Annotated in this window: 20 protein-coding genes; 7 read left to right on the plus strand and 13 right to left on the minus strand. The window is 66.8% G+C overall.

Annotated elements, in window-relative coordinates; all coding sequences use genetic code 11:
- Window positions 1-26: 26 nt before the first annotated feature.
- Window positions 27-1,643, plus strand: coding sequence for an FAD-dependent oxidoreductase (locus tag QGN30_RS24020; protein WP_326565850.1), 1,617 nt, complete (start codon window positions 27-29; stop codon window positions 1,641-1,643).
- Window positions 1,644-1,715: 72 nt separating this feature from the next.
- On the opposite strand, the gene QGN30_RS24025 is transcribed toward QGN30_RS24020, so the two are convergent.
- On the minus strand, window positions 1,716-2,471 hold the full coding sequence (locus QGN30_RS24025; protein WP_014710968.1) for a CTP synthase C-terminal region-related (seleno)protein: 756 nt from the start codon (window positions 2,469-2,471) through the stop codon (window positions 1,716-1,718).
- Between the two features lie 135 nt (window positions 2,472-2,606).
- Between QGN30_RS24025 and QGN30_RS24030 the strand changes: the two genes are divergently transcribed.
- The gene (locus QGN30_RS24030; RefSeq protein WP_014379143.1) at window positions 2,607-3,350 is read left to right on the plus strand and encodes a class I SAM-dependent methyltransferase; all 744 of its coding nucleotides are present in this window, start codon (window positions 2,607-2,609) and stop codon (window positions 3,348-3,350) included.
- 133 nt (window positions 3,351-3,483) lie between these two features.
- Here the strand turns inward: QGN30_RS24030 and QGN30_RS24035 are convergent, their stop codons facing one another.
- A complete protein-coding gene (locus QGN30_RS24035) occupies window positions 3,484-4,704 on the minus strand; it encodes a sensor histidine kinase (protein WP_014379142.1) in 1,221 nt (406 codons plus the stop codon).
- 113 nt (window positions 4,705-4,817) lie between these two features.
- Here QGN30_RS24035 and QGN30_RS24040 point away from each other — a divergent pair, with 113 nt between their 5' ends.
- Entirely contained in the window at window positions 4,818-5,471 is a 654-nt protein-coding gene (locus QGN30_RS24040) for a response regulator (RefSeq protein ID WP_009954400.1), read from the plus strand.
- On the opposite strand, the gene QGN30_RS24045 is transcribed toward QGN30_RS24040, so the two are convergent.
- From QGN30_RS24045 to QGN30_RS24060, 4 genes are all read right to left on the minus strand, one after another.
- The gene (locus QGN30_RS24045) at window positions 5,464-6,360 is read right to left on the minus strand and encodes a thiamine pyrophosphate-dependent enzyme (RefSeq protein ID WP_198420688.1); all 897 of its coding nucleotides are present in this window, start codon (window positions 6,358-6,360) and stop codon (window positions 5,464-5,466) included. The genes QGN30_RS24040 and QGN30_RS24045 overlap by 8 nt on opposite strands.
- Window positions 6,361-6,492: 132 nt before the next feature.
- A complete protein-coding gene (gene meaB / locus QGN30_RS24050; RefSeq protein WP_014941290.1) occupies window positions 6,493-7,380 on the minus strand; it encodes a methylmalonyl Co-A mutase-associated GTPase MeaB in 888 nt (295 codons plus the stop codon).
- A 7-nt stretch (window positions 7,381-7,387) separates the two neighbouring features.
- Window positions 7,388-8,527, minus strand: a complete 1,140-nt coding sequence (locus QGN30_RS24055) for a thiolase family protein (RefSeq protein ID WP_248923490.1) — start codon at window positions 8,525-8,527, stop codon at window positions 7,388-7,390.
- A 115-nt stretch (window positions 8,528-8,642) separates the two neighbouring features.
- A complete protein-coding gene (locus QGN30_RS24060) occupies window positions 8,643-9,161 on the minus strand; it encodes a phenolic acid decarboxylase (RefSeq protein ID WP_014941289.1) in 519 nt (172 codons plus the stop codon).
- 159 nt (window positions 9,162-9,320) lie between these two features.
- Here QGN30_RS24060 and QGN30_RS24065 point away from each other — a divergent pair, with 159 nt between their 5' ends.
- Complete coding sequence (locus tag QGN30_RS24065) at window positions 9,321-10,187, plus strand: proline iminopeptidase-family hydrolase (RefSeq protein ID WP_248923489.1); 867 nt, start codon at window positions 9,321-9,323, stop codon at window positions 10,185-10,187.
- A gap of 21 nt (window positions 10,188-10,208) precedes the next feature.
- On the opposite strand, the gene QGN30_RS24070 is transcribed toward QGN30_RS24065, so the two are convergent.
- The 5 genes from QGN30_RS24070 to QGN30_RS24090 are packed head-to-tail and all read right to left on the minus strand — an operon-like array spanning window position 10,209 to window position 14,515.
- Window positions 10,209-10,979, minus strand: coding sequence for an enoyl-CoA hydratase/isomerase family protein (locus QGN30_RS24070; RefSeq protein ID WP_008253578.1), 771 nt, complete (start codon window positions 10,977-10,979; stop codon window positions 10,209-10,211).
- 1 nt (window position 10,980) lies between these two features.
- A complete protein-coding gene (locus QGN30_RS24075; protein WP_248923488.1) occupies window positions 10,981-11,154 on the minus strand; it encodes a hypothetical protein in 174 nt (57 codons plus the stop codon).
- A 2-nt stretch (window positions 11,155-11,156) separates the two neighbouring features.
- Window positions 11,157-12,239, minus strand: a complete 1,083-nt coding sequence (locus QGN30_RS24080) for an acyl-CoA dehydrogenase family protein (protein WP_008253577.1) — start codon at window positions 12,237-12,239, stop codon at window positions 11,157-11,159.
- Window positions 12,226-13,131, minus strand: a complete 906-nt coding sequence (locus QGN30_RS24085; protein ID WP_136244098.1) for an acyl-CoA dehydrogenase family protein — start codon at window positions 13,129-13,131, stop codon at window positions 12,226-12,228. Before QGN30_RS24085 ends, QGN30_RS24080 begins: the two co-directional genes overlap by 14 nt.
- Entirely contained in the window at window positions 13,109-14,515 is a 1,407-nt protein-coding gene (locus QGN30_RS24090; protein WP_326565861.1) for a class I adenylate-forming enzyme family protein, read from the minus strand. The genes QGN30_RS24085 and QGN30_RS24090 overlap by 23 nt, the downstream gene beginning before the upstream one ends.
- 125 nt (window positions 14,516-14,640) lie before the next feature.
- Between QGN30_RS24090 and QGN30_RS24095 the strand changes: the two genes are divergently transcribed.
- Genes QGN30_RS24095 through QGN30_RS24105 form a run of 3 tightly spaced genes read left to right on the plus strand, consistent with a single transcriptional unit; the run spans window position 14,641 to window position 16,611 of the window.
- A complete protein-coding gene (locus tag QGN30_RS24095) occupies window positions 14,641-14,979 on the plus strand; it encodes a 2Fe-2S iron-sulfur cluster-binding protein (protein WP_014379137.1) in 339 nt (112 codons plus the stop codon).
- A gap of 18 nt (window positions 14,980-14,997) precedes the next feature.
- A complete protein-coding gene (locus QGN30_RS24100) occupies window positions 14,998-15,312 on the plus strand; it encodes a DUF4286 family protein (RefSeq protein WP_008253567.1) in 315 nt (104 codons plus the stop codon).
- Window positions 15,313-15,348: 36 nt separating this feature from the next.
- Window positions 15,349-16,611, plus strand: a complete 1,263-nt coding sequence (locus QGN30_RS24105; RefSeq protein ID WP_009954408.1) for an amidohydrolase family protein — start codon at window positions 15,349-15,351, stop codon at window positions 16,609-16,611.
- Between the two features lie 67 nt (window positions 16,612-16,678).
- Here QGN30_RS24105 and QGN30_RS24110 read toward each other — a convergent pair whose 3' ends face one another.
- Together QGN30_RS24110 and QGN30_RS24115 are read right to left on the minus strand one after the other, a co-directional pair.
- On the minus strand, window positions 16,679-17,104 hold the full coding sequence (locus tag QGN30_RS24110; RefSeq protein ID WP_009954409.1) for a nuclear transport factor 2 family protein: 426 nt from the start codon (window positions 17,102-17,104) through the stop codon (window positions 16,679-16,681).
- Between the two features lie 90 nt (window positions 17,105-17,194).
- Window positions 17,195-17,671, minus strand: a complete 477-nt coding sequence (locus QGN30_RS24115) for a hypothetical protein (RefSeq protein ID WP_014379135.1) — start codon at window positions 17,669-17,671, stop codon at window positions 17,195-17,197.
- Between the last annotated feature and the right edge of the window lie 68 nt (window positions 17,672-17,739).

Consider the following 17,739-nt stretch of genomic DNA (forward strand, 5'->3'; position numbering starts at 1 on the left):
CCACTGAACTGAAGGGATAGCAGTCCATGCCATGGGATCACGAAGTCGATGTCGTCGTGCTCGGCAGTGGCGGCGCGGGGCTCACCGCCGCGCTGACCGCGGTCGTGGCGGGCGCATCGGTGGAGGTTTACGAAAAGGCCGCGACGGTCGGCGGGACCACCGCCGTGTCGGGCGGCATCGTGTGGATCCCCGCCCATAACCGTTCTCCCGACGGCGAATTGACGCCCGCCGACGCGCTCAAATATCTGCGCGCCCAGTCGCTCGGCTCGATGGACGACGAGCTGGTCGAGACGTTTGTGCGCACTGGCCCGGCGATGCTCGACTTCATCGAGGCGCACAGCGGCTTGCAGTTCGAGATCGCGACGGGCTTCCCCGACTATCGGCCGGAGTTGCCGGGCGGACAACCGACAGGCGGCCGATCGCTGAGCGCCGCCCCGTTCGATCTGGCCCAACTGGGCGAATGGGCAACGCAGATCACGTCTTTCCCGGCCGACTGGTCCAACGTGGGTTTCGATGCCGAGACCAGGGCACGCCTGCACGCGGCGATCGACGAACGCACTGGCCACCTGTGCGTCGCGGGCACCGCGCTGATCGCGGGGCTGCTGAAGGGTCTGCTGGACGCCGGGGTGACCCCCCACACCAACGCGAGGGCCGAGGAACTCATCACCGAGGGGTCAGAGGTGACCGGCGTGCGCGTCGCCCTGCCGGAGCGCACGATCAGCGTCCGCGCCCGGCGCGGTGTCATCCTGGGCACCGGCGGCTTCGAGTGGGATCCCGCTCTGGCACAAGCCTTTCTGCGCGGCCCCATGCACGGGGCGGTCTCGCCACCCAACAACACCGGCGACGGGCTGCGCATGGCGATGGCCCACGGCGCCGACCTGGCCAACATGGGCGAGGCGTGGTGGGTGCCGATCGTCCAGATCCCGGGCGACACCATCGAGGGCAAGCCACGCAGCCGCAGCGTGCGTCTGGAACGAACGCGACCGCGCAGCATCATCGTCAACTCCGCGGGGCAGCGCTTCGTCAACGAGGCCTGCGACTACAACTCGATGGCCGGCGCCTTCCATTACCTGGATCCTCGCGGCGGGTACGTCAACGATCGCGGATGGATGGTGTTCGATTCGGTTCACCTACAGCGCTACGGATTTCTCGGCGTCGAGCCGGGACAGTCCGTCCCGGAATGGTTCTGCGAGTCGGCGGACCTCGCCGAGCTGGCCGCCAAGACCGGTATCGATCCGGGCGGCCTGGCCCGCACCGTCGAGAGCTGGAACCGTCACGTGGCCGACGGGGAAGACCCCGACTTCGGGCGTGGTTCCAGCGCCTACGACGGCTACTGGGGTGACGACAGCGCGACGACGCAGGCCGGCAAGACGCTGGGACCGATCGACACCGCCCCGTACTACGCGGTGCCGGTGAGCATCGGTGCGATGGGCACCAAGGGTGGCCCGCGCACCGATCACGACGCCCGCGTCCTGCACGTCGGTGGCGAGCCGATACCGGGGCTTTTCGCCGCCGGCAACGCGATGGGCGGAGTGACCGGGCGAGCCTACGGGGGCGCGGGCGGAACACTGGGTCCGGCAATGGTTTTCGGCTACCGTGCGGGTCACGCGGCCGCGACCGGAAAGTCCGTCGACCTTAAATAGCGTTTTGGCGCCGAAAGTGGGCTCTAGGTACGAAAGCCGCCGCGGGTTCGTTCACAAGCCCCACGCTCGGCGTTACTGGGGGATCGCTCGTCGTAGCCCAGCTCGTCGCTGACCATGCTGCGCGGCGCGTTTACGGGCGGCCGCGGACAACAGTTGTGTCACGAGCGGATGAGGTTCCTCGACGGTGGAGCGACTCTGCGGAACGAACAACGTGGCGATGTAGTACGGGTGGTCCGCTAACTCCAGGACGCGAGCTTCCTCGTGGTCGTCGACTCCGGTGACGCGCAATCCGGCTGCTTCCAGCGCTGGTCGATAGGTTTCATTCAATCCGAAGTTGCAATAGTAATTTTCATAAATCCGTCGCTTCCCATAGCACTGCGCAGCCAGTGATCCAGGCTGGAGGTTGACCGGCATGGTTCGGCCCGCCAGGGAACACGTCAATGAAGAGATGAACAACACCGATCCGTACGGATCGTATTCGGCGTGCTCCGCATCTTTGAAGCCGAGGACATTGCGGGCAAATTCAAGAACGATGTGCTGGTATCCGCCACAGGTACCCAACGTTGGCACATGGTTTTCGCGCCCAAAACGTAAAGCAGCAAGGGCTCCGCGCAAACTGCGGTATGGACTACCGGGAGCACACCACAGCGCATCGGCGGCAACGATCGGCCGGAGGTCGGCTTCCAGCGATTCGGTTGCCAGCCATGTAATCGAGGCGTGCAGACCCAGCAATGTCGCTGAGTGGCTTATCGCCCTGTTGGTCGCGATATGAGGACCATAGGAACTGTCGAAGTCGCCAACCACCGTAATGCTTAACGGCTCGGTCATTGGGGCTCTTTCGTTCGAAGGCCCTCCCAGCGTGGCAGCTTGCCTCGCTACACACCAATCCTTTTTGGTACGAGATTCGAACGTAACTCACAATGATGCTGGCACAATTGGTCCGACCTGCGTCATTCTGAGCTGATGGTGGCCTACGACCGGATCGGTGCTACCTATCGCAGCACCCGCCGGCCCGACCCGCGGATCGCTTCGCAGGTGCGCGACGCGCTCGCCACGATGGGCACCGTCGTCAACGTCGGGGCGGGAACCGGTTCATACGAGCCGGGCCAGACCGTCGCCGCGATCGAGCCCAGCATGGTGATGATCGCCCAGCGCCCTCCCGGCTCGGCGCAGTGTGTCCAGGCCGTGGCGGAGGCATTGCCCCTGCGGGACAAGTGCGTTGACGCCGCAATGGCGTTGTTGACCGTGCATCATTGGGGCGATCTCTCCGCCGGGATCGCCGAGCTGCGCCGGGTCAGCCGCCACCGAATCGTGATATTCACCTGGGATCAAGCAGTGATCGACGACTTCTGGTTGCTGCGTGAGTATCTGCCCGACGCCGCTCGCATCAATAAGGCGCTGTACGTACCGATTGAACGACTGGTGGAGCTGCTGGGCGGCGCGCAGGTGCACACCGTACCGATACCGCATGACTGCACCGACGGATTCGGCGCCGCCTTTTGGCGCCGGCCCGAGGCCTACCTCGACGCCACCGTCCGCGCCGGCATCTCGATGCTGGCCTACGCCGATGAAGGCGCCTTGGCCGACGGGCTGGGCCGGCTCGCAGCCGACCTGCGCTCGAGACGATGGCAACGACGACACGCGGAACTCCTTGAACAACAACAGCTCGACGCCGGCTACCGCCTGCTCATCAGCGATTGCGGCTAAGGATCAATAGGGGAGCCTCGTCGGTGCTAGCGCCGGCGATAGCGCAAGCCAAACACACTTCATGCCAACCAAACTGGTGCCCGGGTGACTGGTGTGACCGACGAAGCGGGTCCACCGGACGGTGCGAGCGCCGTCAGTCCTTCAGCGGCACTTCGACGCAGACGTGCGTGCCCACCGGGACATCGAAAAAGACCGTTGCTCCCCCGGCGGCCTCCACCCTGGCGCGGTGTGACGCCAGGCCGATGTGCCCCTCCCCCAGGCGATGCGTGACGGTCTCGGGGCTGAACCCGACGCCGTCGTCGACCACATGCAAAACGCAGGTCCCATCGGTGATCCCGAGCCTGACCGACGCGTTGCGCGCCGCGGAATGTCGCACGACGTTGGACAGCAACTCACGCACCATCGCGAACACCACGGGATCGATGGCATTGCGCGCCGAATAGTCGATGTCCGTGGCGATCTCGATGCCCGAGCGCTCGGCGGTGAACTCCGCAAGCTGCTGGACCGCGGCGCCGAGCCCGACCTGCTCGAGAACCGCCGGATGGAGCTCAAACGTGGCCTGCCGCAGTCGTTCCGAGGCCTGCTGCAGTCCGGCCGATGCCCGCACGATGCGCTCATCGCCCGGGAATGCGGTATCCAGTTCGTCCAGCTCTTGGCGCACCGCCAGGATGTCTTGCAGCGGTCCGTCGTGAATGAACTCCGAGATCCGGCGCGCCGCCTCGTCCGAGGCGGTCATCGTCTGGGCAAGCAGTTCCTCCCGTAAGGCGCTCAGCCCGGCCACCGAGCGCGTATGCCGCTCCTCGATCCGCACCACCAGGAAGGCCGCGCAGCACAGGAACGCATAGAGCAGGAACCGAAATCCCGCCTCCGGCAATCGGACCGCGCTCGTCATCACCGGGTCTTGCAGCACGGCGATCGCGAACCCGAGCATGGAGAAGATGAGCACCACCGCCGCGCGGCGCGAAGAGACATCGAGCCCCAGCAGGACCGGCAACATGGCCATGATCAGCAGCGGGTAGACCCCGTCGGTGGACAGCAGCTGAAAGACCGTCAGTGCGACGATGTCGATGACGGTGAACGCGAACGGCTCCAGTCGCCCAATCGCGACCAATCGGCCCATCCCGATCCATCGCCGGAAAGGCGCGAAGGCCAACGCCGCGGCGCAGGCCGCGACGCAGGCGTACAGGACGATCAGCACGCTTTCTTGCGGCCACTCGTGCCGGTCGGTGCCGATGATCATGGCCGCGACCATCAGTCCCACGACACCGATCCGAAGCACCGAGCCGATTCGATACGAGCGCAATTGATGAATCGTGCGCACCCGTTCCAGTTCCGCGTCACCGGCCCCTGCCACCCGATCACCGTACTCATCGAGGCACGCCGCCTCGGGGCAAACTGAAAAATGACTCATCGGCCGACACAGAAAAGGCGAACGCCGTTGCTTGGCAAACCGCTACACTGTCGGCCATGGTTGGCGCGACTGCCCCCGAAACGGTGCGGGTGGTCGTCGCCGATGACCATCCGCTCTTTCGTGAGGGCGTGGTGCGCGCACTGTCGTCGAGCGGCTCGGTCAACGTCGTCGCCGAGGCGGAAGACGGCTCTGCGGCACTGGAATTGATCAAGGTGCACGAACCCGACGTCGCGCTGCTCGACTACCGGATGCCGGGCATGGACGGCGCGCAAGTGGCGGCGGCAGTGCGAACCCAGGGTTTGGCCACCCGAGTGTTGCTGATCTCGGCGCACGACGAGTCGGCGATCGTGTATCAGGCGCTGCAGCAGGGGGCCGCCGGGTTCGTGCTGAAGGACTCGACGCGCGGCGAGATCGTCAAAGCCGTCCTCGACTGCGCGCAGGGCCGCGACGTCGTGGCCCCCGCACTCGTCGGCGGCCTCGCCGCAGAAATCCGCCAGCGCGCGGAACCGTCGGCGCCCGTGCTGAGTGCGCGAGAGCGCGAGGTGCTCAACCGAATCGCGCGCGGTCAAAGCATCCCGACGATCGCGGGCGAGCTCTACGTGGCCCCGTCGACGGTCAAAACGCATGTGCAGCGCCTCTACGAGAAGCTCGGCGTCAGCGATCGCGCGGCCGCGGTCGCCGAGGCGATGCGACAAGGTCTGCTCAACTAGCCGCCGACCAGGGGTTTGGCGCCCGCTCAGCCTCGGCCCCCACCAACGCTTTTGCGGACGCGATCGCCTCGGCCACCAGGTGGCGGGCGCCGCGTTCCACCTCGTAGAGCCGGTCGGCGTCGACGCCCTCGGCAATCAGCTGCCGTCGCGCAAACACCAGCGGATCCATCGCCACGGGGTGATTGGTCCGGTAGGTGATCGCCTCGACGAGGGTGGGCCCACCGCCGGCACTCGCCCGTTGCACCGCTTCGGCGACCGAGGCGCTCACGGCGGCGACGTCCCTCCCGTCGACCGACAGCATGGGCATCCCGTCGGTCTCATAAGCGCGGCGGCGCGCATCGGGCCCGCCACGGATGTTCTCCACGACGAACACCACCGGCAGCCGCCAGGTCACGGCGATCTTTGCGGCCGTGGTGAATTCGACGGAGTGCGCGTCACGACCGCCGACGACACACAGCGTGACCTTGCCTTCGCCGGTCATCCGCTGCGCGTTGGCGTCGCCGAGGGCGAACAGGGTCGACTGCCCCAGAACGCTTTCGTTGGCCAGCGCTTGCTTCCAATCGGCAGCGCCGGTTTTGCGCGACGCGCCGCGGGCTTTGCCGATCGTCTCGGCGATGACCGGACCCAGTGGCAGGGCCAGGCCGACGTGCTGGGCGTGCCGGATATGCGGCGCGGTGGCATTGACGATGTCACCGGGGCGAAGCGCCGCAGCCGTGCCGACGGCCACCGCCTCTTGCCCGAATTCCATCCGCACGGCCTCGTCGACCAGGCCGTCGCCGCGTGCCTCTTCCAGCGCCATGTCGAGCAGCCGCAAGACCCACATCCGGCGATACGGCTCCAGCCGGTCGTCGTGCCCAGACACTGTCGGCAGCGCAGCTGTGTGAGTCATGTGCCGGACCTCCTCCGTCTCAAGCGATCTGCTCGACGCTCAACGTAGGACGGTCGCGCGCGGCATACCTCCGCCGATCGGTCCGCAAAGGTGATGAATGCCCGTTCCCCCGATTGGGGGACAAACGGGTCGTCAGTCCGCCTGAGGTGTGCGCGGCGCGAGCAGCCGGTCGGCCGCCGTGTAGGGGTCCTGATCGCCGTCGACGACGGCCTCGGCGAGCCGGTCGAGGTCAGGTTGGGTCCGCAGCCGGGTCTGGGCCAGCGACAGGATCTGTGCACGGGCGCGGGCCAGCCGGCGGGCGCGGCTGTCGGTGCGGCGGTGGTCCTCGATGACGCCCATGAGCTCGTCGATGCCCTCGCCCTTGGCGGCGATCAACGACACGATCGGGGCGCTGGTCTCGGCCCGAAGGTCTCGGACCGTCTGCTTGGCGCCGTCCCGGTCCGCCTTGTTGACCGCCACGATGTCGGCGACCTCCAGCACCCCGGCCTTGGCGGCCTGGACGGCGTCGCCCGCACCGGGATTGAGAATGACGACGGTCGGGTCGGCGACGGCGGCGATCTCGATCTCGGACTGCCCCACCCCGACGGTCTCGAGCAGGACGACGTCGTAGCCGATCGCCCCCACCAGGCGGATGGCCGCCGGAACCGCGGCCGCCAGCCCGCCGAGATGGCCCCGGGTCGCCACCGAGCGGATAAGGACGTCGGAGTCGTTGATATGCGCGGCCATTCGAATGCGATCCCCCAGGAGCGCGCCGCCGCTGAACGGGGACGACGGGTCCACGGCCAGCACCGCCACCCGGCAACCCCGCGCGCGGTAGGCGCCGACCAGGGCGGCGACCGTCGTCGACTTGCCCGCGCCCGGCGGCCCGGTGATGCCGATGACGGGCCCCATGCGCTCGGGCGCGGGCCCGATCGCCGCCAGGACCTCGTCGCGCTGCTCCCCCTCGACGAGGCTGAGCAGCCGTCCCGCCGCGCGGGGAGATCCGTTGCGCGCGCGGTCGATCAGCTCAGCGATGATCATGTACGCATTATGGAGCCGCGACCTCGATCACCGTCGCCGAGCCCATCCCGCCGCCCGCGCACATCGCCGCGACGCCGATCCCGCCGCCGCGGCGGCGCAATTCGTGCACCAGGGTGACGAGCATCCGGGCTCCGGTCGCCGCGACGGGATGCCCCAGCGAGCAGCCGCTGCCGCTGACGTTGACCTTTTCGGGGTCAAGGTCGGGGAGCTTGATGGTGGCCACGCACATCGCCGCGAAGGCCTCGTTGATTTCAAACAGGTTCACGTCTGCGACCGAAAGGCCAGCGCGGCCAAGAGCTTTCGGGATCGCCTCGACCGGCGCCAAACCGGTGATCGCCGGGTCGACGCCGACCGACGCCCAGGACCGGATGGTGGCCAGCGCCGGCAGCCCGAGTCGGTCGCTGGCGATCGTCAACGCCGCGGCTCCGTCGTTGGCGCCGCAGGCGTTGCCCGCGGTGATGGAAAAGCCCTCGATTTCGGGGTGCAGCGGCTTGAGCGCGGCCAGCTTCTCCATGCTGGTGTCGCGTCGCGGGTGTTCGTCGACCGAGAACAACCCGTGTGGGGTGTCGATGGGGACGATCTCCTCTTTGAAGCGGCCTTCGTCGATGGCGGCGATGGCGTTGCGGTGCGAGCGCAGCGCCCAGGCGTCCATCTCCTCGCGGGTCACGCCGGCCTTGACGGCGGCGTTCCAGCCGACGGTGATCGACATGTCCATGTTGGGCGCGTCGGGGCGGTCCGGGTGGGTCGGCGGGAACCAGTCGACCCAGTCGCCGTCCACCTGCATCCGGGACCGCGGCGACGTGGATGCCGAGTTCACGCCGCCGGCGATGACGAGTTGGTCCATTCCCGCGCGCACGCTCGCCGCCGCGCTCTGCACGGCCGCCTGGCCCGCCGCGCAGTGGCGATTGTTGGCCAAGCCGGGCACCTGGGTCAGGCCCGCGGTGAGGGCCGCGTGGCGCGCCAGCACACCGCCGCCGTAGAGGCCTTCGCCCAGGATCACGTCGTCGACCTGCGCCGGGTCGAGATCCGCTGCCGCTTCGGTGACGACGTGGTGCGCCAGATCGAACGCGCTGGTGTCGCGCAGGGTCCCCTTGCGGGCCGTGCCGATGGGGGTGCGCAGGGCGGACACGATGACGGCTTCAGGCACGGGTCTTCTCCAGTTCGGCCGGTGGGTGCGCGGCGGTGAAAGCCACCCGCGCAATCACGAGAATACTATTCTCTCAACACGAGAGTACGCGTTGCAACAAGCGGCCGAAGTCCGGTCAGTTGGTGCGGTCGGACCATCCCGGCGGGAGGCGGTCGGGGCCGGTGTCGATGACGGTCTCGTCGTCGGTTCCGACGTATTCGAACAGGGTGATGTAGGCGAATTCGGGGACTTCGTAGATCGGGTAGGTCGGGCCTTGGTCTCGGTAGGCCCGCATCTCATCAAGGTGTTCGTTCTGGTAACAGACAGTGCGCTCGCCGTGCACGCGGATCCACTGGGGGAAGAAGATGACGCCGTGGATGCGCCGCTTGGACGGCAGAACGTTGACCGCCACACAGGTTCCGGTGGGTTCGGTCCAGGAGATCTTGAAACTGTCGTCGTCGAGCTGGACGAGGTTGACCTCCTGGCCCTTGACCCAGCGGCCACCGACATGCCCGGAGTGGATGCGGTAGTCGATTGTGGTGGCGTTCTTGACGTACATCTCGTACTGCCATCCGTTGGCGTAGGTGTAGATAAAGCGGTGCCCGACGATTCCCGAAAAGTCTTGCGGTGGAATCGGGTTTGCGACGCTGGTCATTGCCGTTCCTCCTGTGGGTCTCGGCCGTGCTGGCTGCCACGGTGATGATCCTGCCAGGGACGCCGCGCCGCTCATACAGCACAGCAGGCTTACACCGATGCGCCCGCCGGCGTGAGCGGTGGCCCTGCGGAAAGCGCGCAGGTCTGCGATGGTGGATAAATGGCTGAGGGAAGGATCGCGGTCCCGGGCGGCGAAGTGTGGTTCGAACGGACCGGAGGCGGCGCGGGTCTGCCGCTGCTCGTCATACACGGCGGCCCCGGCCTACCGCACGGCTACCTGCGGTCGCTGGGGCGCTTGGCCACGCAACGCGAAGTCATCTTCTGGGATCAGCTGGGTTGCGGGAAATCCAAATGCCCGCCAAACCACAAGCTTTGGACGATGGATCGCTCGGTGGCCGAGGTGGACGCCGTGGTGCGGGCCCTGGGGCTGGACCGTTTCCATCTTTTCGGCAATTCCTGGGGTGGGATGTTGGCCCAGCAGTACATGCTCGACGCGACCCCCTCGGGCGTCGCCAGCCTCACCGTCTCGAACAGCATCGCGTCCATTCCGGAGTTCGCGAAGATGGTGGCGCGCTTGAAGTCCGAGCTGGATCCGGCCACCCAGGCGGCCATCGACCGGCATGAAGCCGCCGGCACCACCTATGCGCCCGAATACCAGGCCGCGATACGCACCTGGAACGAAACCTACCTGTGCCGGGTGCGACCCTGGCCACGTGAGCTCGAGGACGCGTTCAGAGGCATGGGTGCGGAAATCTTCGAGACGATGTTCGGCCCCAGCGATTTTCACATCGTCGGGACGATCCGGGATTGGGACGTGTTCGAGCGCCTGCCCGAAATCTCCTCGCCCACAATGCTGCTCGCGGGCCGCTACGACGAATGCGTGCCGGAACACATGTTTGCGATGCACCAGCGCATAGCGGGCTCCCGGTTCGAGCTGTTCGAGTCCAGCGCCCACATGCCGTTCATCGAAGAGCCGGACAAGTTCGACGCGGTGATGCGTGACTTCCTGCGCCGCCACGACGCCTGAGGCCACCGCGGGCCGACAGCCTCAGTTTTTCTTGGCCGCGTTGAATTTCGCGACGTTGGCCCGGAAGTCCTCGGTGACAAAGGACTGGCTCTCGGCCGACAGCGCGTAGTCCAGGCTGGCCAGCACGGCGCGCTCCAGGTGGATGTTGAGCACCCGCTTGGTGCTCTCCACCGCCTGCTGGGGCAGTTCCAGAATCTTTTTCGCACAGGCGATCGCCTCCGAGACCGGGTCGGCCACCACGTGGTTGGCCAGTCCGAGTTCGACGGCGCGCGGCGCCTTGATGCGGGTTCCGGTCAGCGCGAACTCCTTGGCCAGCAGCAGGCTGATGTGCAGCGGCCAGGTCAGCGGGCCGCCGTCGGCGGCCACCAGCCCCACCTGCACGTGCGGGTCGGCCAGATAGGCGTCCTCGGCGATGTACACGATGTCGCTGAGCGCGACCAGGCTGCAGCCCAGCCCGACGGCGGGGCCATTGACGGCCGCCACCACGGGAATTCGGCACCGTGCCATGCCCAGCACGATCTCGCGCCCGTCCCGGATGGTCTTCGCGCGCAGCTCGGCGTCGTTCGCCAGCTCTTCCAGGTAGGTGAAATCGCCGCCGGCCGAGAATGCCCTGCCGGCGCCGGTGATGACCGCGGCGCGGGCGGTGGGGTCGTCGGTCAACCGCTGCCACAGCCGCGCGAGCCCGACGTGCAGGTTGTCGTTGACCGAGTTGAGCGACTCCGGCCGGTTGAGGGTGATGATGCGCAGCGCGCCGTCGGCCTGGACATCGATTTCGGTAGGCATGTCGTACACGTCAGACTCCTTCGATGGTCGTGACCCGCTTCACCCGGGCTTCGCCCGCGTTCGCGATCACTCCTACTTCAACGGTCGTGACCCGCTTCACCCGGGCTTCGCCCGCGTTCGCGATCACTCCTCCTTCAATGGTCGTGACCCGCTTCACCCGGGCTTCGCCCGCGTTCGCGATCACTCCTACAATCCCAAGATTCGTGAGGCGATGATGTTCTTCTGTATTTGTGATGTCCCGCCCATGACGCTCTGCGCCCGGCTGTACAGGTAGGCGCTGAGCAGATCGGGATCACGCGTGCCCGCGACGGCCAGGGCGGCGTGCCCGACGGATTGTTCCACCCAGGTCATCAGCAGCTTGTCCAGCGAGCCTTCCGAGCCGTGCGAAACCCCGTCGAGCTGTTCGGACAACCGCCGCCGCACGTGATGGGTCAGCATGTCCGACTGGACCGCGGCCCACGCCAGCTCCTCGGGCACGTCACCGTCGTTCCGCGACAACAACTCTCGGACGAGCTTGCCGTAGCGGGCGGCGTATCCCAGTGTGGAGGGCTCGCGTTCGTGCCCGACGACGGTCATGGCCACCGCCCAACCGTCCCCGGGAGCACCGACCATCCGATCCGCCGGGACCGTGGCATCGTCGAAGAACACCTGGCCGAATTCGTTGGTCACGCCGTTGATCATCTGCAGCGGGCGCTGTTGCACGCCAGGCTGTTTCATCTCCAGGACGAACGCCGACAGGCCGCGGTGACGCTTGGCCGCGGGATCGGTGCGCGCGAGCAGCAGGCACCAGTCGGCCACGTCGGAATAGCTGGTCCAGATCTTGTGCCCGTTCACCACGTACTTGTCGCCCTCGAGGCGGGCGGTGGTGGTCAGCGAGGCCAGATCCGAACCGGCGCCCGGCTCGCTGAAGCCCTGGCACCACCGCTCGCTGCCGTTGATGATGCCGGGCAGGAAGCGCTTGCGCACCTCGTCGTTGGCGTGCTCGCCGATGCCGTACACCAGATAGCCGACGCTGGGCCGCGGCGGTGCGCCCGCACGCACCAGCTCCTCGTCGACGATGACGTCGTAGACCGGCGCCAGGTCCTGCCCGCCCCACTCGCGGGGCCAGGACAGGCCGAAAAAGCCGTTGTCGTACAGGGCGCGATGCCAGTCGGCCATGCGCGCCCAATACTCGTCCCCGGTGCCGGAGAACTCCTTGGCGTGCGCGGAAAGCCAGGTGCGCAGCCGCTCTCGGAAGGCGGCCTCGTCGGGTGAGTCACGAAAGTCCAAGATCGATCTCCTTCAACGCGACCGGCCACAGCTCGGTCGAGGTCAGGGCGCGGCGCAGGTAGACGTGCGCCACGCATTCCCAGGTGTTGCCGATGCCGCCGTGCACCTGAATGGCCGTCTCACAGACGGTTCGGGTGGCGCGCGCGCAATAGACCTTGGCGATTTGGGCGGCCCGAATGGCTTCGGGGCGTGCCAACTCGTCGACGGCCCACGCGGCGTGGCGCAACACGCTGACCGAACCTTCAATCAGCGCAAGGCTTTCGGCCAGCAGATGTGCGATGGCCTGGTACGACCCGATCTGCTTGCCGTATTGTTCGCGGATCTTGGCGTAGTCGCAGGCGACGGCGTGCGCGCCGCGCGCGACGCCGACCAGGTCCGCCGTCGTCGTGACCAGAGCCAGTGCCCGCCACTGCTCGGCAACCTCAGGGGACACCTCGCCCAGCGCCACCGGCGAACCCACGATCGTCGCCTCGGCCCGCGTGAGGTCGACGCCATCGGTCAACGCCTGCACATCGACGGCCGAGACCGCGCCGCCCGAGAGCGCTAACGCACGCCGCGCGCCGCGAGCGTCGATCACCCGATCGTCGACAGCGACCGTTGTCCCCGAGGCGTCTTCGCCGATGTGACGGCCGAGATCGTCGGCAAGCACCGGGCCGAGAAACGGCGTGTCAACCAGACGACGCCCCAATTCCTCTGCCACGATGGCCACTTCGACGCCCGAGGCCCCATCGGAGCGCAACGAGCGCCAGCCCGTGGACTCGATCTGCTTGTCCAGGCGCGTGATTCGGTTCTGGTCGTCGAGATCCTGGACCGTTGCCGGTCCCAGATCGTCGGCCAGCTTGGCGGCGGCGTCGCGCAATTGCTGTTGTTCAGTTGTCAGACGTACATCCATGGCGCTCCTTCAGCACTCGGCGCAGCACCTTGCCCGAGGGCAGGCGGGGAATTTCAGGCACAAACACCACTCGGCCCAGATGTTTATAGGACGCCAACTTCTCGTCCACCAGGGCGGTCAGCTGGGACGCGTCGATGGGCGCGGACGTCGCGACCGCGGCGACGATCGCCTCGCCGTTGGTTCCGTCGGGAATCCCGAACACCGCACAGTCTTTCACCGCCGGATGATCGTGCAACACCGTCTCGATCTCGGCGGGGGCGACCTGGAAGCCGCGGACTTTGATCATCTCCTTGAGGCGGTCGGTGATCCGCAGCCAGCCGCCGGTGTCCAGCCACCCGACGTCTCCGGTCCGATACCAGCCATCCCGGATCGCCTCGCCGGTCGCTTCGGCCGGCAGGTAGCCGGCCATGAGCGACGCCGACCGGGCCTGAATCTCACCGACCTCACCGGGGCCGACCGGCTCGCCCGTCTCCAGCGAGACGACCCGCAGGTCCACACCGGGTACCGCGCGACCGACGGTGTCGAGTCGCGCGTCCTCGATCGGATTACAGGCGATGACAGGCAATTCCGTGGTCCCGTAGGCCGGAAGCCAGCTCACGCCGGTGCGCCGGGTCACGGTCTGCGCGACGTTAGCGTTGACCGGTGTGGCTCCCCACATGATGTAGCGCAGCGACGACAGGTCATAGGATTCCAGGCCAGGGTGCGAGGCGATGGCGAGCGCGATGGGTGCGACCGCCATTTCCACTGTGATGCGGTCACTTTCGATGTGGTGCAGCACCCGGTCGATGTCGAACCGGCGGTGCAGCCGCACGCAGGCGCCCGTCTCCCACGCGGTCAGCAGGTTCAGCAGCCCGAGGATGTGTGACGGTGGCGTGGCAACTTGGATCCGGTCATGGTGCGTCAGTTGCAGCGCGTGGCGCCAGTGCCGCACGGCCTCGTCCAGCGAGGCGTGGGTGTGGCGGACGGCCTTGGGCAGGCCGGTGGTGCCGGAGCTGAACACCAGCGCCGCGTCGGCCTCAGCCGGCGGCGCAGGACCGGTGGCCAGGTCGGCCGGTGGGACGGGCTCGTCCAGGTGCAGCATCGGCATCAGGCCGCCCAGCACGGGGTGGTCGCCGACGGCGTGCGCGGGACCCGTCAGCGCGAGCGCGTGGTCGACCTCGTCGCGTTTCCAGGCCGGGCTGATGAGGACGGCCGTGGCGGCCAGCCGCCAGATCGCGAGCACCACGGCGAGGAACTCCGGCCGGTTGGACGCCATGACCGCGACCCGCTGACCTGCTGTGACGCCGTCTTTCGCCAGGGCCGCGGCCCATCCGTCGGCCAACGCGTGGAGTTCGGGCGCGCTGAATCGCCGTTCCTCGAACACGAGCGCCGCCGGCTCGATCACGTCCCGTCCTTCCCTGACAGACCGGGCTGACCCGACATCCATACAAGTCTTGAGAAGATGCTATCGCTTCGTGAGAATAGTATTCTCTATACTGAAGAATGCAAGTACGGAAGGGGGCGGTCTACGTGACGGTCACCCGGATCATCGAGGAGACCCCACGGGTGACAGATCCGGCCACAAACGGCTCCGGCGCCGGAACCGTGACGATTCATCTCGACCGCAAAAAGGTCTCGGTGCCCAGGGTGCCGGGCGAGACGCTCCTGGAGACCGCGCGGCGCGCCGGGCTGGAGCCGCCATTCAGTTGCGAGGCCGGCAACTGCGGGACGTGCATGGCCAAGCTCGAAGAGGGGCACGCCACCATGCGGGTCAACGACGCTCTCGAACCCGACGAGGTCGAAGAGGGCTACATTCTGACGTGCCAGGGCGTTCCGGATACGGACTCGATCACGGTGCGCTACGAGTAGCAGCCAGGAGAGATTGCGATGGCCAAGGGCATCATCCTCGTGGAAAGTCGGCCCAGCTCGCCCGACCGGGAAGACGAGTACAACACCTGGTACGACGAGGTGCACCTGGGTGAGCTGGTGGCGCTGGACGGATTCGTCTCGGCACGTCGACTGCGACCCGTCGACGGCGACGGCCCCTACATGGCCATCTACGAGATCGAAGGCGACGATCTGCAGGCAATCCTGGACAACATGATCGCCAACGGGCCGCAGCTGCACATGTCCGACGCCCTGCAGCTGGACCCGCCGCCGATTCCACGACTGCTCGAAACCACCACCGAGTGCAGCGGCTGACCGAGCTCGCGTCGCGCACACATGAGGAGCCCATTGATGAAGGCCGATGACCTGATCCTGGTGAGCATTGACGACCACGTGGTCGAACCGCCGGACATGTTCCTGCGCCACGTGCCCGCCAAGTACCGGGACGAGGCACCGATCGTCGTGACCGATGACAAGGGCGTCGACCAGTGGATGTACCAGGGCCGGCCACAGGGCGTGAGCGGACTCAACGCCGTGGTGTCGTGGCCTGCCGAGGAGTGGGGCCGCGACCCCGCCGGCTTCGCCGAGATGCGTCCGGGCGTCTACGACGTCCACGAGCGCGTCCGTGACATGAACCGCAACGGCATCCTCGCGTCGATGTGCTTCCCGACGTTCACCGGCTTTTCGGCCCGGCACCTCAACATGACGCGCGAGGACGTCACCTTAGTGATGGTGTCGGCCTACAACGACTGGCACATCGACGAATGGGCCGGCTCCTACCCGGACCGGTTCATCCCCATCGCGATCCTGCCGACCTGGACTCCAGAGGGCATGTGCGCCGAGATCCGTAGGGTCGCCGCGAAGGGCTGCCGAGCGGTCACCATGCCGGAATTGCCGCATCTGGAAGGACTTCCGAGCTACCACGATGAGGACTACTGGGGGCCGGTGTTTCGCACGTTGTCCGAGGAGAACGTGGTGATGTGTCTGCACATCGGCACCGGCTTCGGGGCGATCAGCATGGCGCCCGACGCCCCGATCGACAACATGATCATCCTGGCCACCCAGGTCTCGGCGATGTGCGCCCAGGACCTGCTGTGGGGCCCGGCGATGCGCAACTACCCCGACCTGAAATTCGCCTTCTCCGAAGGCGGTATCGGCTGGATCCCCTTCTACCTCGACCGCAGCGACCGCCACTACACCAACCAGAAGTGGCTACGCCGCGACTTCGGCGACAAGCTGCCCAGCGACGTCTTCCGCGAGCATTCGCTGGCCTGCTATGTCACCGACAAGACGTCGCTGAAGCTGCGCCACGAAATCGGCATCGACATCATCGCCTGGGAGTGCGACTACCCGCACTCGGACTGCTTCTGGCCCGACGCGCCCGAACAGGTGCTGGCCGAACTGAACGCCGCCGGCGCCGACGACTCCGACATCAACAAGATCACCTGGGCCAACGCCTGCCGGTTCTTCGGCTGGGACCCGTTCGCCCGCACGCCCCGAGAGCAGGCGACCGTTAAGGCCCTGCGCGCCAAGGCAACCGACGTGGATGTGTCGATCCGGTCGCGCGCCGAGTGGGCGCGGCGTTATCAGGAAAAGCAGCTGGCCACGTCCTGACGCCGAACGTCGAGTTGTTGGGCGAAATCGGCGATTTTTGCGCCACAACTCGACGCTCGGGGCATCGTCAGCCCGTTGGCGGGTTGACGAACCACACGTTCTCCTCGCGCAGGCTGCGGCTGCGCCAACCGTCGTCGGTGCGCGTCAGCTCGTGGTGGTAGTAGCCGCCGCAGTAACTCAACTCCGCCATGCCCGGCAACTGCATGGGGTTGTAGAACATGGCGCGCACCGTCGCGGAATCGCCGTGCAGCGCCAGGATTTCCACGTTGGTGATGTAGTGCATCGACATCGGGATCGCGCCGAAGCCCTGCTCCAGCCATGCGGCCACCTCGTCGCGAGGGCCCGCCGCCGCGCCCGCCGACGAGTAGTCGATATGCGCGTCGTCGGTGAAGACCGAGCGGTACAGCTGCCAATCCTTGGCATCAACGGCCCGGGCGTATCTGTTGAGTAGCGCGGTGATTTCGAGTTCGTCGGCGACCCGCTGCAGATCCATCGTTGCACCTCATATCCCTTGGCGTCGAACGTCGACTTGTTGCGCGAAATCGGCGATTCTGGCGCCATAACTCGACGTTCGGCGGACGGACTAGCCTTGCGGCAGTTCCACTCCCTCAAAACTTTTGAGCATCTCGGCCGGCGGCGGCGTCATCTGGAGATAAACGTCTATGTGCCGGATCCGGTCATCATCGGTGAACTCATAGACGGTCAGCGAATTGACCACGCTACGGAATTCGCCCACCTCGCTCCGTTCCTCGAGTTCGAGAAACACGCGGCCGCCGGACTCGGTGATGTGCTTGAAAGAACACTCCCACTCCGACGATGTCGCCCAATTGGTGAGGAATTCGACATAGTCCGGCCACTTCATCACCTCTTTGAACGCACCGATCCGCTCGAATTCGCCCACGGCGACCAGCTCGGCCAGCGGTCTCCAACTGTCCGCCGAGAAGCCCGGTTTCTTCGCTTGGTCGACGAGGCGCTTCGTGGTGGCGCCGTATTGCAGCACCACGTGCGATCGGCCGGTGTACGAGTCGATAACATCCTCGACCGTTGGCAAGGCATTCACGCCCGCACCCCGGCCTTTCGCAGGTAACGTCGCAGGATCCCGATGCGCCCCATGAGAATTCCCCTTTC

The sequence above is a fragment of the Mycobacterium sp. 3-98 genome (assembly GCF_035918355.1).
Classification (GTDB): Bacteria; Actinomycetota; Actinomycetes; order Mycobacteriales; family Mycobacteriaceae; genus Mycobacterium; species Mycobacterium intracellulare.